Annotated in this window: 12 protein-coding genes and 1 pseudogene; 6 read left to right on the top strand and 7 right to left on the bottom strand. The window is 53.6% G+C overall.

Annotated elements, in window-relative coordinates:
• Window positions 1-31: 31 nt before the first annotated feature.
• The 3 genes from ACI1P2_RS01665 to ACI1P2_RS01655 all read left to right on the top strand — a co-directional run bounded on the left by ACI1P2_RS01665 (window position 32) and on the right by ACI1P2_RS01655 (window position 2827).
• A complete protein-coding gene (locus ACI1P2_RS01665; protein WP_355316223.1) occupies window positions 32-1210 on the top strand; it encodes an amidohydrolase in 1179 nt (392 codons plus the stop codon).
• A gap of 418 nt (window positions 1211-1628) precedes the next feature.
• A complete protein-coding gene (locus tag ACI1P2_RS01660; protein WP_408976100.1) occupies window positions 1629-2000 on the top strand; it encodes a hypothetical protein in 372 nt (123 codons plus the stop codon).
• Entirely contained in the window at window positions 2000-2827 is an 828-nt protein-coding gene (locus ACI1P2_RS01655; RefSeq protein ID WP_355316219.1) for a HipA domain-containing protein, read from the top strand. Before ACI1P2_RS01660 ends, ACI1P2_RS01655 begins: the two co-directional genes overlap by 1 nt.
• A gap of 74 nt (window positions 2828-2901) precedes the next feature.
• On the opposite strand, the gene ACI1P2_RS01650 is transcribed toward ACI1P2_RS01655, so the two are convergent.
• Entirely contained in the window at window positions 2902-4065 is a 1164-nt protein-coding gene (locus ACI1P2_RS01650; protein ID WP_355316217.1) for an acyl-CoA dehydrogenase family protein, read from the bottom strand.
• 292 nt (window positions 4066-4357) lie between these two features.
• On the opposite strand from ACI1P2_RS01650, the pseudogene ACI1P2_RS01645 reads away from it, so the two are divergent.
• The 3 genes and pseudogenes from ACI1P2_RS01645 to ACI1P2_RS01635 all read left to right on the top strand — a co-directional run bounded on the left by ACI1P2_RS01645 (window position 4358) and on the right by ACI1P2_RS01635 (window position 9343).
• A pseudogene (locus ACI1P2_RS01645) lies at window positions 4358-5004 on the top strand (transcriptional regulator).
• 436 nt (window positions 5005-5440) lie between these two features.
• Window positions 5441-8761: a DEAD/DEAH box helicase gene (locus tag ACI1P2_RS01640; protein WP_355316215.1), complete on the top strand. Its 3321-nt coding sequence runs from the start codon at window positions 5441-5443 to the stop codon at window positions 8759-8761.
• 24 nt (window positions 8762-8785) lie between these two features.
• A complete protein-coding gene (locus tag ACI1P2_RS01635) occupies window positions 8786-9343 on the top strand; it encodes an SLOG family protein (protein ID WP_355316213.1) in 558 nt (185 codons plus the stop codon).
• Between the two features lie 147 nt (window positions 9344-9490).
• Here ACI1P2_RS01635 and rbsB read toward each other — a convergent pair whose 3' ends face one another.
• The 6 genes from rbsB to ACI1P2_RS01605 form a co-directional block, all read right to left on the bottom strand.
• A complete protein-coding gene (gene rbsB, locus ACI1P2_RS01630; RefSeq protein WP_355316211.1) occupies window positions 9491-10420 on the bottom strand; it encodes a ribose ABC transporter substrate-binding protein RbsB in 930 nt (309 codons plus the stop codon).
• Between the two features lie 10 nt (window positions 10421-10430).
• Window positions 10431-11348, bottom strand: a complete 918-nt coding sequence (rbsC, locus tag ACI1P2_RS01625; protein ID WP_355316312.1) for a ribose ABC transporter permease RbsC — start codon at window positions 11346-11348, stop codon at window positions 10431-10433.
• Window positions 11349-11407: 59 nt separating this feature from the next.
• Window positions 11408-12889 carry a sugar ABC transporter ATP-binding protein gene (locus ACI1P2_RS01620; protein WP_355316210.1) on the bottom strand — a complete coding sequence of 494 codons (1482 nt, stop codon included), beginning with the start codon at window positions 12887-12889 and terminating at the stop codon, window positions 11408-11410.
• Window positions 12890-12952: 63 nt separating this feature from the next.
• Window positions 12953-14485, bottom strand: a complete 1533-nt coding sequence (gene glpK, locus ACI1P2_RS01615; RefSeq protein ID WP_355316208.1) for a glycerol kinase GlpK — start codon at window positions 14483-14485, stop codon at window positions 12953-12955.
• A 13-nt stretch (window positions 14486-14498) separates the two neighbouring features.
• Window positions 14499-15434 carry a transketolase family protein gene (locus ACI1P2_RS01610; RefSeq protein ID WP_355316206.1) on the bottom strand — a complete coding sequence of 312 codons (936 nt, stop codon included), beginning with the start codon at window positions 15432-15434 and terminating at the stop codon, window positions 14499-14501.
• Window positions 15431-16282, bottom strand: a complete 852-nt coding sequence (locus tag ACI1P2_RS01605) for a transketolase (protein WP_355316205.1) — start codon at window positions 16280-16282, stop codon at window positions 15431-15433. The genes ACI1P2_RS01610 and ACI1P2_RS01605 overlap by 4 nt, the downstream gene beginning before the upstream one ends.
• Window positions 16283-16330: the final 48 nt, after the last annotated feature.

Here is a 16330-nt window from a genome sequence, read left to right as displayed (position 1 = left end):
ACCTTGGTCTTATTCAGAAGGAGGAAAAATGATGGTACAGGAAGCATGGCTGGCTCAAGCGGATGCACTGAGAGAGCAGGTTGTGGAATGGCGCAGACATTTTCACCGCAATCCCGAGCTGTCCTTTCAAGAAGTGAACACATCCAATTATATTGCGCAGCAGCTTGCCGAGTTTAGCAATCTGGAGATTTCCCGCCCGACGCCGACCAGCGTCATGGCCCGGCTAATTGGGCCCCGTCCCGGACGCACGCTGGCGCTGCGGGCCGATATCGATGCGCTGCCGATTCATGAGGAGAATACATTTGAATTTGCTTCCACGGTGGAAGGAGTCATGCATGCCTGCGGTCATGACAGTCATGCGGCGATGCTGCTTGGTGCGGCATACATTCTGTCACAGCACCGGGAGGAGATTCATGGCGAGGTGCGGTTTATTTTCCAGCATGCCGAGGAACAGATTCCCGGCGGGGCGCAGGAGCTTGTGGATGCCGGAGTCATGGAAGGGGTCGACGCCATCTACGGGCTGCACCTGATTTCCTGGCTGGATACCGGCAAGATCGGTCTGCTGTCCGGGCCTGTGATGGCAGGGCACGACGGCTTTGTTATCACGGTAAACGGCTCCGGCGGCCATGCGGCATATCCCCACCAGGTTGTGGACGCGATTGCTGTCGCGGGACAGCTGATCGGCCATCTCCAGCATGTGGTTGCGAGACATACCGATCCGCTGAAAAATGCTGTCCTATCGATTACGCATATCCATGGCGGTGCAGGCTACAATTCTTTTCCGGAGCAGGTTAAAATGGGCGGCACCTACCGTTCGTTCGATCAGGCGGAGCGGGAGAAGATGCCGGGGCTGATTCGCCGTATTATTGACGGCGTGGCCGCCGCGCACGGTGCGACCTGTGAGCTGGATTACCGTTTCGGCTACCGGCCACTGTTCAATGATCCGCAATTGGTGGAGCTGGCACGTGCGGCTGCCGCGGAGCATTTTGGCCCCGAGGTAAACGAAGAGATGCTGCCAACGATGGGTGCGGAGGATTTCTCGGCATATCTGCAAAAAGCGCCGGGCGCGTTTATCTACATCGGCTCGCGAAACGTGGAGAAAGAAAGCCATTTTCCGCATCATAATCCCCGTTTTACGGTGGACGAGGATGGAATGGATACCGGCTTGAAGCTGCTTTTGCTGCTTGTAGGGAAGTGGCAGGAGCAGTAATAAACAAGCTTTAAATTATTGGTCGGCTTATGCCGGCCTTTTTGCTTCCCGAGTAACTCTAGCACAATTATATTTTAGTAGGATAGAGAGCTGGTTTATTGGGTATTTTAGGAATAGGCTGTACAATAGTGTAGAATGTAGACTACAAAGTGACATGCAGTTTGAACAAACAGGTTATAGAGGTAGTTCAAAAAGTCAGCTTTTGATCACGAAGGAAGTCAGGAAGCGGACTCGACATCGAATCTTGAATTCAGCCGGGCCTTCCGGTGCTCACGTACCCCACGTACGCTCCGCTCCTCAGTCCCTAGCTTCATCCAACCTTCTCGGTGCTGAAAACCTGACTTTTTGAACACGCACTTATAGATAAGGGGTATGTCCAATGCCTAATGTTTTTTTTCAGCCTGAGAAGTATCCGTTTATGTATAAGGAAGAGGTTATTGGCAGCTTTATGATCGATTGTGATCATGAAGGGCAATATATTTATTCATTAGATATGAACCGGGAAGACCACATTCCTTGGGCTTTTAAGGACAGGAACGGGAGGTTTATCCCGCCAGACGCCGGGCGCTTACATCATGCGGTCATAAAAACCTGGTTGGAAGAGAGAATATTTCCGCCTGAAAGACAAAATGCAGAAGACTTGTTAAAAGAGCTCGGTTTACCGGAATATGACACTGTAGCTGTGTTGAAAAAGACGCGTGGCGCCGTACCGGGAAACCCATACTGGATTAAATTTCATCCGGAGGACACGTACAGATCCGTTGTGCTGGATAAATGGGGGACTGGCTGATGCTCTATGTGGAGGATTTAATTGAGTTGAGCAGTTCGACTTCAAGCGCGGGAGTTTTAACAAAGTGGATGGATCCCAGGAATAATACGTATATAAAAACATCCGCTTTTAATAACGAGACTAAGACGTATCATGTTGAGGCTGTGATGGAGTGCCTTACCAGTGACATCGGCAGATTAATAGGTGTGTCTGTAGTTGATTACTGGCTGGATGAGTTGAAAATAGCGGATGCGAAGGTTTTGGTTTGTGTAAGCGAGGATTACAAAATAAAAACTCCTTACAGAGATAAAATCTCTGTAACCTCCTTTTTGGTAAGCAGAGGGATGGAGGGAGCAGTTCGCTCGGACCGATACAGAAATCTTGTAGCAGAGTTTCCCGAAATCAGGGAAAGCCTGGACAGATTAATAGTGTTTGATTACTTGATCGACAACTATGATCGGCATATGAGAAATGTTGAGCTTCTCAGTTTGGAAGATGGATCGGTACGTCTCGCCCCATTGTTTGACAATGGATCATCTTTGCTGGCTGATTGGGTGACCCAGCAGGATCTGGCCGATTTGGAGGAATCCGAAGAGTTGTTTGAGGAACATATTATCAATGCAGAAACTCAATCCAAGTGCTTTGCCCATGATTCCAGAGCAGAACTGATGTTAGTGGATAAGTCCGTTTTCAGGAGTATTAATCTTTCGATAACTGATGAAGAATGGGAGAAAGTTACGCGAAAATATGCCCAGTACCTAAGCCCTTTAAGGCTTAAAATGATATACAGGCTTTTAACAACCCGATATTCTAATCTATTACATTTTGCTTCAATATCATATAAGTAGAAAAATAGACCGCTGACTCCAACTCAGGAGAGAGCGGTCTATTCACATTATAGGGCTGACGGGACTCCTCAGGCTTAGCCTTGCTCCCGTTCCTTCAGAGCATCGGCTGCCAGCATCTGCAGCACCGTATTGTCCATCGGCGGGTTATGCAGTCCTGCCCGCACATCGCGGTAATAGCGCTCCAGCGGCAGTTTTTTGGACAAGCTGGTGCCCCCCACAATCCGCATTGCCAGGTCAACGACCTTCAACGCGCTGTGCGTCACGGTGTATTTGGCTAGGCCGAGTTCAGGGCGCATTTCTGGGCGCAGCGCCACATGACGGTCCCAGCGGTCTGCCGTTGCATAAAGGAGACAACGTGCCGTCCGCAATTCGGCTTCCATTTGCCCAATGGACTGCTGTACGAGCGGAAGTCCGGCAATCGGCCCCTGAATGGAGTTCGGCTTATAATTTGCGGCGAAATCCACCGCAAAATCACGCGCCGCCAAAGCAATGCCCATATAGCAGGCTGGGATATGCAGGAGCCAACCGGAGCCTTCATCCATTCCTTTGCCGGGAATGCGGGCATCGTCTGCCGCAAAAGCCTGGTCAAGCACGACATCATGGCTGCCGGTACCGCGCATGCCGAGCGTATCCCAGGTTTCTTCAATTTTTATACGGTCGCTGGCATGCACCAGAAATTCGCTCACGGAATCCTCTTCCGGGAGGTAGGCAGTCACAACAAACCGGTTGAGTATAGGGGAGAGCGTACTGAACGTTTTGCGGCCGGTGATCAGCCACCCGCCATCGGTGCGGACAGCGGTTGTCTCCGGTCTGCCGCCCCGGCTCGGACTGCCGGATGAAGCTTCACTGGCGAATACGTTCAGCATGGCACCCTCTTCTACAACAGCGCGGCAGAAGTCGGCAAACAGCGCCTCCGGCCATTTGCCCGACGTTCTCAGATACAGCATCTGCCCAAGATGCCAGCCTACGCCAAGCGCTGTGGAACCGTCTCCGTAGGCCAGTCTTTCCTGGACCTGCACCATCTCATACAGGGAGATTTCATCCCCTCCAAAAGCCTTCGGCACGGTAAGCATCAAATACCCGGCTTCCCGCAAATTGGCAAAATTTTCAAACGGGAAAGACCCCTCACGGTCATGATGGGCAGCTCGCTCGGCGAACAAGGCGGTCAGCTCATCGATTTTTGCCACCCTCTGCTGTTCGGTCTCGTTTCGTATATATTGATCAATATATCGGCTCATATTTGTGGCCCACTCCTTCAATGTGTCTGTGGAGGTATCCTGCAGCAACCTCTTATACTACGATTTTACCACAGCAGAGGGCTATTCCCTACAGTAAATCAAACTATTCCAGTCCAAGAAGACGGTTTTATACTGCTCGTTCATTGTTGGTCACGATTTTTTCCGGTATAATCAGCTGTATAGGTCATGAAGAACATGCCGCTTTCATACAGCATATCCCGGGCTGAAGTTCGGGGAAATGCTGTATGGGAGCGGTTTTTGTTTGTAAAGATTCGAAAAGGAGGAGCGGGGCGTGGCACGATTTGAGCAATACTATGAGGCCTGGTTAAGTAGCCAGCTTGAAATGGAGGTTAGCCTAGACGGAAGGAACGGCTTACTCAAGGTTTGGGACACGGAACGGTGGAGTTTCTGCGGAAAGTTTGGTTCCCTGCTGTAGGAAGCCTGGACCATTTATTCCCGGAATGGGAGGTCAGAGATTTTAGTAACGGATACCGGTATTTGGACTTGGCATATATGCCCGGGGATGCCAAAGGAGGAATTGAAATCCAGGGATACGGGCCGCATGCCAGGGACCTTGATGTCAGGAGGTTCAAGGACTTATGCCGTCGGCATTGCCTGCTTGCATTGGATGGTTGGACTTTTCTTCCGATTGCCTATCCTTCGATTGTGGAAGAAACGAAGCAGTGCCAGCAGTTGGTGCTCGCCTTTATTGGCAGGTTTGTCGCGACGGATGTACCTTCCTCTTTAACGTGGCTGGAGGCGGAAACTCTTCGATATGCCAGACGTCATCTTCGACCATTCACTCCTGGAGAGTTGACTGCGCATTTGAAAGTAACCAATCGGCATGCCAGGCGGATTTTACAGGGGCTAGTGGAAAAGAGACTGCTTGATAAGGCCAGTGGTTTGCAGCGTATTCGCACCTATCAGCTCCATCTGTAGCAAGGCTAAACGAATCCGGACCGGAAAGACTCTATTTAGTGAAAATGAGGCTAGTTTCCTAGCAATGCGGACTGAGATGCAGCTATTTGATCAAAATAGTACTCTAGGGCAGCAATTTGTGGAGAATAAAGGCTATACGGTCCGCAATAGTGGCGTTTTGGGGTGAAGGGCTGCAAATAGGGGCGCTCCAGTCCGTTATGCTCACGGCCAGCAGCGCCCCTTAGTTTCGCTTCTCTCAAGGATCGGTGCCACCAGCCGCTTCAAAAGTCTGCCGGGCATGTCTCTCACTAACTTCGAAAGCTACTCGCCCGGACGTCATCTTACCATCCGCCATGGATACCGGTCCGGCTCCTACCGAAGTACCGCTGCACATCTCTTACCGCCACTTATGCTAAAATAGACAAAACAAGTTTTTTCCCGAAAGGATTCAATGGATATGAGTTTTCAGTTGACCAAAAGGGTCATCAAGCAGCTGTGCGGCCGCTTCTCTTATGAGCGTGGAGAGGCTTATCAAAGCGCAGGCAAGGTGCGCTTCACAGCAAATCATTCAGATAGATCCTTCTATGAAGCTGATGTGCGTGGAACAAGCTTGTACCAGGTAACCGTGAATATGGAGCATGGCGCTGTGCTTGCGGTGTGTACTTGTCCCGCTTTTGAGTCATATGACAATTATTGCAAACATATCGCCGCTGTGCTGCTGGAAATTCATGACCATGAGCACGGCAGTAGCCCACCGATTCGTTCCTATGAGTCCGCGTTATTTCCAGAGAACCGGCAGGATCAGCCAGGCCGGATGCCAGAGCGTTACCCGAGCCGTGAAGCGAGACGCGGCAGCCCTTCGCTGGATAAACGGCTTACAGACAGCGTTCTGAATCTGTTCTCGGACAAGCCGCAGCCTCCAACGGGGATGCGCCCTCTGTTCGAAACGCGGGAACCGCTGCAGGCGGAGTTTATCTGCAGGCCGTTTCCTTACGCATACCGCAAGTACATGTTCGGCATCGAAATGAAGGTCGGCCCGAAACGGACGTACGTCGTACAGAGAATCAGGGAGTTTCTGCACGCTGTCGGCCGTCGGCAAAGCTACGTGTTCTCCAAACACTTTACGTACGATCCGAAACGGCACAGCTTCCCGGATGAGTATGATGCCGTCATCCGGCAGCTGCTGGACATTTATCAGCATGAGCAGTTGTACCGCGAGACAGCAAGCACTTATACCGGAAGTGCCAAAAGCGTCAGCGGTGACCGCATGCTGCTCGTGCCGCCTTCCGTCTGGCCGTCCATGCAGCAAGCGCTGTCGCGCATCCCTGACGTGCAATTCGAGCATGACGGAACGATGTATCAAGGGATTGAGATTTCCCTTGAGCCGCTGCCGCTTCAATTTGATTTCGACCAGTCGAACGAAGAGGGCTATCTGATGAATGTAGATGGCCTGAGCGATCTGCTGGTTATGGAGGATTACGGTCTTGCCGTTTACGAGGGCAGGCTCATACCGATGAAGCCGGAGCATGCGAGACGGCTGGCGGAGCTGAAGCGGATGCTGGAAACCCGCAGCAGGCATCACATCAGCATTGCGCCCGAGCAGATGGAGGCCTTTATGGATAAAGTGGTTCCCGGCCTCATGAAGCTTGGCACTGTCCATATTGCCGAGACCGTGACGGAGCAGGTGGTGCAGGAGCCGCTGAAAGCCAAGCTGTACCTGGACCGCGTCCGGGGCAAGCTGCTGGCCAGTCTTGAATTCTGCTACGGCGAAGTCGTCATCAATCCGCTGGAAACGGACAGCCGCAGATTGAACCCGGGCCGCATCCTGATGCGGGATACCGAGCAGGAGCGCCGGATTCTGGAGCTGATGGACAGCAGCTCTTTTGCCACGACAGACAGCGGTTATGTCATGGAGGATGAAGATGCGGAATTCGATTTCCTGCACCATACCGTGTTGCAGCTGGAGCGGCTGGTAGAGGTTTATGCAACGACCGCCGTCAAAGTCAGAATCGCTCCCAAGCCTGTAGCACCTAAAATTCGTGTTGATGTGGACGAGCGGACGAACTGGCTGGAATTCAAATTCGATATGGACGGTATCCCTGAATCGGAGATCCGCTCTGTTTTTCAGTCGCTGGAGGAGAAGCGGCGATATTACCGTTTGCCGAACGGCGCGCTGCTGCCGCTGGATGGGGAGGAGCTGCAGGGGATCGTCCGCTTCATGAATGAAGTGGGTATCCGCAGGAATGACCTGGAGGATAATGATATTCGTGTCCCGCTCCTGCGCGGACTGCATCTTATGGAGCAAAAAGACATCACAGCCCAGTTCCAACTCGGCAGCACACTGCGGCGGCTGCTGGAGGATATCCGCAATCCTGACAGGCTGGAGTTTCCCGTGCCGGAAAACCTCGCCGGGGTGCTGCGGGACTACCAGCGTGTCGGATACCGCTGGCTGAAGACGCTCGCCCACTATCGCTTTGGCGGGGTGCTGGCCGACGATATGGGGCTTGGCAAGACATTGCAGAGCATCACGTATATCGTCTCGGTCCTGCCGGAAATTCGGGAGCAGAAGCTTCCGGCCCTGGTCGTTGCCCCCGCTTCGCTCATCTACAACTGGGCAAGCGAGCTGCGGAAGTTCGCGCCGGATATACGGGCCGTGATCGCGGACGGCAGCCGTACGGCCCGCAGCAGCCTGGTGCGCGACGCCTACCGGGCGGATGTGATCATCACCTCCTATCCGCTGCTGCGTATGGATGTGGACCTGTATGCGGAACAGCCGTTCCATTCGCTCATTCTGGATGAAGCGCAATCGTTCAAGAACCATTCCACCCAGACAGCACATGCGGTGAAGGCTGTACAGGCAAGCCATCGTTTTGCCCTGACAGGCACACCGGTGGAGAACCATCTGGAAGAGCTGTGGTCGATTTATAACGTCGTGTTCCCCGAGCTTTTCCAAAGCCGCAAGGATTTCAATGATCTCACTCGCGAACAGATAGCGAAGCGGGTGCGGCCATTTCTGCTGCGCCGCCTGAAGACCGACGTATTAACAGAGCTGCCTGAGAAGATTGAAACGATGCAAACTTCCAGCCTGCTGCCGGATCAGAAGAAGCTGTACACGGCCTATCTGGCGAGGCTGCAGCAGGAGACGCTCAAGCATTTGAACGAAGAGGGCTTCCAGAAGAGCCGTATCAAGATCCTTGCCGGTCTTACGCGGCTGCGCCAGATCTGCTGCCACCCGGCGCTCTTCGTGGAAGATTACCGGGGAAGATCGGCCAAGTTTGAGCAGCTGCTGGACATCATTGAGGAGTGCCGCAGCGCGGGCAAACGGGCGCTGATCTTTTCCCAGTTCACTCAAATGCTCGGCTTGATCAGCAGGGAGCTTGGTTATCAAGGGGTATCCCATTTTTATCTGGATGGCCAGACACCAGCCGCTGAACGTGTCGAGCTGTGCAACAGGTTTAACGCGGGGGAACGCGATATGTTTCTGATCTCGCTGAAGGCGGGAGGTACCGGGTTGAATCTGACGGGCGCGGATACGGTTATTCTGTATGACCTGTGGTGGAATCCGGCTGTAGAACAGCAGGCCGCTGACCGCGCCCACCGGATGGGACAGAAAAACATCGTGCAGGTGATTCGCCTGGTCACACGGGGGACAGTGGAGGACAAGATGTATGAGCTGCAGCAGAGAAAGAAAAACCTGATCGAAGAAGTGATTCGTCCCGGCCAGGAGGAGCTGTCTTCAATGTCTGAGAAAGAAATCCGGGAAATTCTCATGATATAAATATGAAGGCGGGTGAGAAGCGATATGATTAAAAACCTGCTGGTATCGGGATACAGGGCCCATGAGCTGAACATTTACAGCCAGAAGCATGAAGGCATTGCCTATATCCAAAAAGCGCTGACCTCCAAGCTGATTCCGCTGGCCGAGGAAGGGCTGGAATGGGTGATTACACCTGGACAGTACGGCGTGGATTTGTGGGCATGCGAAGCGGTCATTGCATTGAAGGAGCAGTACCCTGATCTCAAATGCTCGATTTTAGCCGCACATGCCAATATGGATGAAAAGTGGAAGGATGACCGCAAGGAATATTTTCAGCGCATTCTGCGGGGCATCGATTATTTCGGGCTGGTCAGCAAGCTGCCGTATCAGGGCATCTGGCAGTTCAAGGCCAGGGATGCGCTGCTGTTTCGCAAGACTGACGGCATCCTGCTGATGTATGACGAAGACGCCGGTCAGGGCAGCCCCCGTTTTATGAAGGAAGAGGCCTTGAAGAAGCAGCAGGAGGAAGGCTATGTCTATATGAGCATCAGTTCAGAGGATATTCAAAGCATAGCTGATGAGGAGCGTTTATACATGGAATGAGGTGCGAATAGCAGCCTGATTTTAAATAATGCAAGAGAGACCTGTTTGAATTTTGGTGACAAAATCCGGACAGGTCTCTTTTTTTAGCGGGCAGCACTATTTCTATAATCGCAAGAGAACGTCATTCCCGGTACAACGATCAGCCAACTACTTACTGTCATCCTTCGTAACCAGCTTGATGGGCACCGGAATATTGCTTTCAACCTTCTTGCCCTGCAGAATCTCGGCGGCCGTTTGGACAGCCTTTTGGCCGATCAGGTCAAATTGTTGCGCGATGGTGGCGGACAGCTTGCCGTCCTTAACTGCTTGCAGCGCGTCCGCGCTGCCGTCAAAGCCGACCACGAGGATATCCCTGCCCGTAGCCGCGATCGCTTCCACGGCTCCCAGGGCCATCTCGTCGTTCTGGGCAAAAACGGCTTGAATATCCGGATTGCCCTGCAGCAAATTTTCCATCACGTTCAGGCCCTTCGTCCGGTCGAAATCCGCTGCCTGCTTGGCAACGACCTTCAATTTTGTATCCGCAACGGAGTGGAAGCCCTGGCCGCGTTCCCGCGCGGCGGACGTGCCCGGAATGCCTTCGAGCTCCGCAACGACCGCGCCTTCGCCAAGCTGATCCACCATGTATTCCGCGGCCATTTTGCCCCCGCCGACATTATCGGAAGCAATGAGGGAGGCAACCTCGCCTTTATCCGCGGCCCGATCGATGGTAATGACGGGTATGCCGACGCCGTTAGCGGTTTGTACAGCCGCCGAAATGGCCGATGAATCTGTAGGATTGATGAGCAGAGCATTGACCCCTTGCTGAATCAAATCCTCCACGTCATTGTTTTGCTTGGCCGGATCATTTTGCGCATCCACCACGATGACCTCAAAGCCCTGTCTGTCGGCTTCCTTCACAACCATATCTTTGAGGTAAACGAAAAACGGGTTGTTGAGCGTGGACATGGATAAGCCGATCTTGACATTGCTAAGATCACCTGATGCTTTCGCTTTTGCCCAGGTAGGGGGTTCAAGCGAGCATCCGGCCAGCAGGAACAGACTTAGCGCGAGCAGCAGAAAAATACTGTATTTTCTCATGTTATCCCCCTTAAGCGGCTTTTTTGCGGTCCATCAGGACGGCAATGACGATCACGATGCCTTTGACGACGAGCTGATAGAATGAAGAGACGCCAAGCAGATTCAGACCGTTGTTCAGCGCGCCGATAATGAGCGCTCCGATCAAGGTGCCAACAATCCGGCCCCGTCCTCCGGAAAGGCTGGTGCCGCCAAGCACAACGGCTGCAATGGCATCAAGCTCATATGAGGTCCCGGCAGTTGGCTGGGCGGAATCGAGTCTTGAGGTCAGAATGGCGCCGGCCAGACCGGCGAGCAGGCCTGCCAGTGAATACACCATGATCTTGACGCGGTGTACCTTGATTCCCGATATGATGGAAGCCCTTTCATTTCCGCCGATGGCATAAGTTTTGCGTCCGAAGGAGGTTTTATGCAGGACGACCCACAGCAGGGCAAAGGTGATCGCCATGGTGATCGCCGGCACGGGAATTCCAACGAAGTAACCGCGTCCGAACAACTGGAACATCAGACTGTCGCTGAGTCCCGTGATCGGGTTGCCTTCCGTGAAGACCATGGTCAGTCCGCGGAAAATGGTCATCGTGGCTAATGTGGCGATAAAAGGAGCCATTTTTCCTTTGGTGACCATCAGTCCGTTGACGGCTCCAAGGATAGCTCCGATAACACACCCGGCAACAATGGCGAGCAGGGGATGGAAGCCGGATACCAGCAAACTTGCCATCAGTGCGCTGGATAGTGCAAGTGTGGAGCCCACCGACAGATCGATGCCTCCGGTCAGAATCACAAAGGTCATACCGAATGCAATTAATGCGTTAATGGCCACCTGCCGCAGCAGATTCAAAATATTAAGCGGTTCCAAAAATGCGGGATTTAGTGCGGATACAACGATAATCAAAATAAGCAGACCGAGAAGGGGACCCGCCTTTTGCAGCATGGAGCCCACGCGGTTTTGGCGGCCGCCGACTTTAACCTCACCTGTAGATACCTGCATATTTATTGACCTCCCGTGGCATACGTCATAATTTTTTCCTGGGTTGCCTCATGTCCGGACACCTCTCCGGCAATCCGTCCTTCATGCACGACGAGAATCCGGTCGCTCATCCCGATGACCTCCGGCAGCTCCGAGGAAACCATAATGATAGCAACACCCTTCTCGGTAAGCTCGTTCATGAGCTGATAAATTTCCCGCTTCGCTCCTACGTCCACACCACGGGTAGGCTCGTCGAGAATCAGCACCTTCGGGCCGATGCCCACCCATTTGGCGATAACCACCTTTTGCTGATTGCCCCCCGACAGATTGCGCACCGGTGTCTCGGGGGACTCCGTTTTTACGGTCAGCCGCGAAATCAGCAGATCAACGTATTCCTTTTCCTTGCGCTCATTGATCAGGCCTTTGTCCTCAAAGCTGAACAGGCTGGGCAGCACCATATTCTCACGCACTGAAAAGTCGAGCACCAGTCCTTCATCCTTGCGGTCCTCGGTAATAAAACCGATGCCCAGTTTAACCGCTTCATATGGATGCTTAATGGCAACCTTCTTACCGTTCAGACGTATCTCTCCTTCTTCCAGGGGATCAAGGCCGTAAATGGCCCGCATCATTTCCGTGCGCCCGGAGCCCATTAGACCGGAAATGCCCAGGATCTCACCTGCCCGTACAGAGAAGCTGACCCGGTTAAAGACTCCACTTCCGGAAGCGTTCTTGACCTCGAACACAACTTCCCCGGGAGTGGTGTGCCGCTGCGGAAAACGGTCGGTCAGCTCGCGGCCCACCATCTTTTTAACAACATCATCAAAATGGGTAAGCGAAACTTCCCGGGTATCGACGGTGATACCGTCACGCATAATGGTGATCCGGTCGCAAATCTCAAATATTTCCTCCATGCGGTGAGAAATGTATACGATGGAAACGCCGGCTTTTTTAAGAGAGGCAATGACTTCGAACAGCTTGCGGATTTCCCGATCCGTAAGGGCGGCCGTCGGTTCGTCCATAATGATCACTTTGGCGTCAGTCATCAGCGCTTTGGCGATTTCAATCATTTGCTGCTGGCCGACGGAGCACGCTCCGGCAGGCTGATCAAGTGGAAGAGAAAGAGACAGCCTGCGCATCTGTTCATTTGCTAGCGCTTTCATCTCGCGGTTGTTTAAAAATCCCCAGCCTGTAGTAATCTCTTTCCCCAGGAACAGATTTTCCAGCACACTCAAGTCGGGCCAAATATTCAGCTCCTGATGAATAAATGCAATGCCGTACTGCTCCGCTGCGGAGGGACTGGAGAAATTCACTTCTTTGCCGTCAATGAAAATGATGCCTTCATCCTTGCTGTGCAGACCGGTAAGAATGTTCATCAATGTGGATTTGCCCGCCCCGTTTTCGCCCATCAGGGCGTGGACTTCTCCTTCAAGGAGTTCAAAGTCCACGCCCGACAGCACGCGGTTTGTTCCAAAGGTTTTGTGAATCCCCTTCATCCTGATATTCAAGCATGTTCCCCCTTATCTGTAATGGTCATTTACAGAAAAACGCGTCAACGCTTCGAAAAAAGATCAGATAAGCTGCGAATGGAATTGGGATGGCTGGGTGCCTGACTGTACCACAGAGTGTACGGCCCGCTGCCAGCCCTCATAGTTGCGGTCTCTCAGGGCTGAGTCCATGGTGGGGCTGTAGGAATCATACATGGTGAGATTGGAAGCAAGCCGGGACGGGTCGGACCAGAAGCCTGTGCCAATCCCCCCCAGATATACCGAGCCCATAGCCGACAGTTCGGCACAGGTGGAACGGGTCACAGGCGTTCCGAGGATATCCGCCTGGAACTGCATCAGCCATGAGTTGGCCGATGCACCACCGTCCGTGCGCAGCCCCCGGAGTGGGATACCGGATTGCTCCTGCATGAATTCGACCGCGTCGCGCACCTGGTAGACGGTGCTTTCCAAGGCAGCACGGATGATGTGGCCTTTGCCGGTCCCGCGGTTCATGCCGGTGATGGCTGCTCGCGCGTAAGGGTCCCAATAAGGAGCGCCCATGCCAACAAAGGCAGGGACCAGATAAACACCTTCATTATCCGGCGTCGCATCGACCAGCTGCTGCATTTCTTCAAAGGTGGAGAACAGTCCCAGATTGTCGCGCGTCCATTTGAGCGAGTCGCCTGTTGAGCGAATGACGGCTTCCAGCGCGTAGGTCACGGTACCGCCCGCTCCCCAGGCGATGGCCGTAACAAGCCCTTCGCCCCCGTCAACCGGCTGCTGTCCCACATTCATCAGCACTGAGGTGCCCGTGCCGTAAGTGGCTTTAGCTGTCCCGGTTTCAAAGCAGAGATGTCCATACAGGGCTCCCTGGGAATCGCCGATGATTCCGGAGACAGGCACCTGCTCCTTGAACAGGTCCGTATCCTCTGTGTATCCATACATATCATCCGAGGATTTGACTTGCGGCAGCAGAGAAGCAGGTACGCCGAACAGGCGGGCAAGCTCCTCATCCCATGACAGTGTATGGATGTTGAAGAGAGAAGTACGGCTGGCATTCGTATAATCCGTTGCGTGTGTCTTGCCGCCCGTGAGCTTCCAGACAAGCCAGCTGTCCATGGTGCCTGCCAGCAGCCTTCCTTCGGCAAGCAGATCAGCTGCTCCTTCCGCATGGTCCAGAATCCACCTGAACTTGGCGGCGGAGAAATAAGGGTCCAGCATGAGTCCGGTCTTCGCCCGGACCATCGGCTCATGCCCTTCCCTCTTCAAGCGGGAGCATGTTTCGGCCGTTCGCTGGCATTGCCATACGATGGCGTTATATATTGGCCGCCCTGTGGAGCGGTCCCAGATCAGTGCCGTTTCGCGCTGATTCGTAATCGTCAGCGCTGCCAGCGAAGCCGGTTCAACACCGGCCTGCTCAAGAACGGCCTGCGCCGTCTTTTTGACATTGTCATAGATTTCAAGAGGATCATGCTCGACCCAGCCGGGGCGCGGATAATACTGGCGGTGCTCCATGGAGCTGCGGGCCAGAACGGCACCATCATGATTGACAAGCAGAGCTTTCGTACCGGAAGTGCTCTGATCAATTGCCAATATAAACTTCGCATTGTCTTTCATTCCGACCCGCCCTTTACTTGTTGATCAGCTCAAGTGCGATCTGCTTGATATTCTCGCCGGTGATTCCATAATGCTGGAATACCTCGGCTGATTTGCCCGCAATGGCCGGCTCGTCCGGGATACCCAGCACCTTCATGGGCACAGGCTGGTTCTGCACGACAACCTCAGCGACGGCTGCACCCAGACCGCCGAATATGCTGTGCTCCTCGACAGTAATGATATGTCCGGTTTCACGCGCTGCAGCTATAATTGCAGTCTCATCCAGGGGCTTAATCGTATGCATGTTGAGCACACGGCAGGAGACCCCTTCCGAGGCTAACGCTTCGGCGGCATCCAGGGCGACCCGAACCGTTTCTCCGGCAGCGATGATGGTCAGGTCGGTGCCTTCCTTCATGGTGACGGCTTTGCCGATTTCGAACGGATAATCATCCGATTCGTACACGTCTTCCACCGGGTTGCGGCCAATCCGGACATATACGCCTCCGTTATAGTTCACGAGCGCTTCGGTCATTTTCTTGGTCTCATGACGGTCGGCGGGAAGTATAACGGCCAGCCCTGGAATTGCTCTGGCAACGGCGATGTCCTGTACGGAATGATGGGACATGCCCAGCGCTCCGTAGCTGACACCACCGCTGATCCCGATCAGCTTCACATTTGTTCCGGAGTAGGCGACATCCACCTTGATCTGCTCAATACTGCGCATGCTGAGGAAGCAGGCGGGAGAGGTGACAAACGGTTTTTTGCCGCTGTGCGCCAGTCCTGCCGACATGCCTACGATATTCTGCTCGGCAATTCCCACCTCGACGAACTGCTCGGGGAAAGTGTTGGCAAAAGGGGCCATCATGGCGGAGCCGCGCGAATCGCTGGCCAGCACCATAATGTCGCGGTCGTCTTTGGCCAGTTCAAGCAATGTCTCGCAGATCACCTGCCGGTTCGGAATTTTATTCATGATCTGTGCACCTGCCCTTCTTGACTTAATTGCTCTATAGTTGCGCTTAATTCCGCAAGGGCAAGCTCCAGCTGTTCATCATTGGGAACATGGTGATGCCAGGCCGGCACATTTTCAGCGAAGGATACCCCTTTGCCTTTGACGGTGTTGGCTACGATGAGTGTCGGTTTGCCCTCAACCTCAGGTACAGAGCGGAACGTGCGGACGAGCTGTTCCATGTCGTTGCCGTCAATGGAGATGACGTTCCAGCCAAAGGCGGCCCATTTGTCCTCCAGCGGCTCCAGCCCCATGACATCTTCCGTTGAACCGCTGATTTGCAGCCCGTTGCGGTCGATGATGCCGACGAGATTATCCAGCTTGTAGTGGGCTCCGGCCATGGCCGCTTCCCAGTTGGAGCCTTCCGCCTGCTCGCCGTCACCCATCAGGCAGAATACGCGGTAGGAGCGGCCGTCGCGTTTGGCCGCAAGAGCCATGCCTACGGAAATCGGGAGGCCGTGGCCGAGCGCGCCGGTATTCATTTCGATGCCGGGAACCTTGTTGTTCGGATGTCCGATCAAACGGGTTCCGAACTGGCTGTAAGTCTCAAGTTCCTCTTTCGGAAAGAAGCCCAGGTCGGCGAGAATGCACCATAGCGATTCTACGGAATGGCCTTTGCTGGCGATAAAACGGTCGCGGTCGGCCAATTTCGGGTTGGACGGGTCAATATTCATGACTTCGTAGTATAAGGCGGTCAAAATGTCCGTGTTGCTGAGCGACCCGCCGGTATGTCCCGTTTTGGCGCGGTGAATGATGGTCAGCAAATCCATGCGGATTTGGGCGGCTTTGATTTTCAATGCTTGAATATCCATAGTGTCCTCCTTGCAGTTTGTATGGCTGTCTGACTGCTATTGCCAGGC

Source organism: Paenibacillus jiangxiensis, assembly GCF_046098255.1.
Lineage (GTDB): Bacteria > Bacillota > Bacilli > Paenibacillales > Paenibacillaceae > Paenibacillus > Paenibacillus jiagnxiensis.
This window is presented reverse-complemented; position numbering and strand designations above follow the sequence as displayed.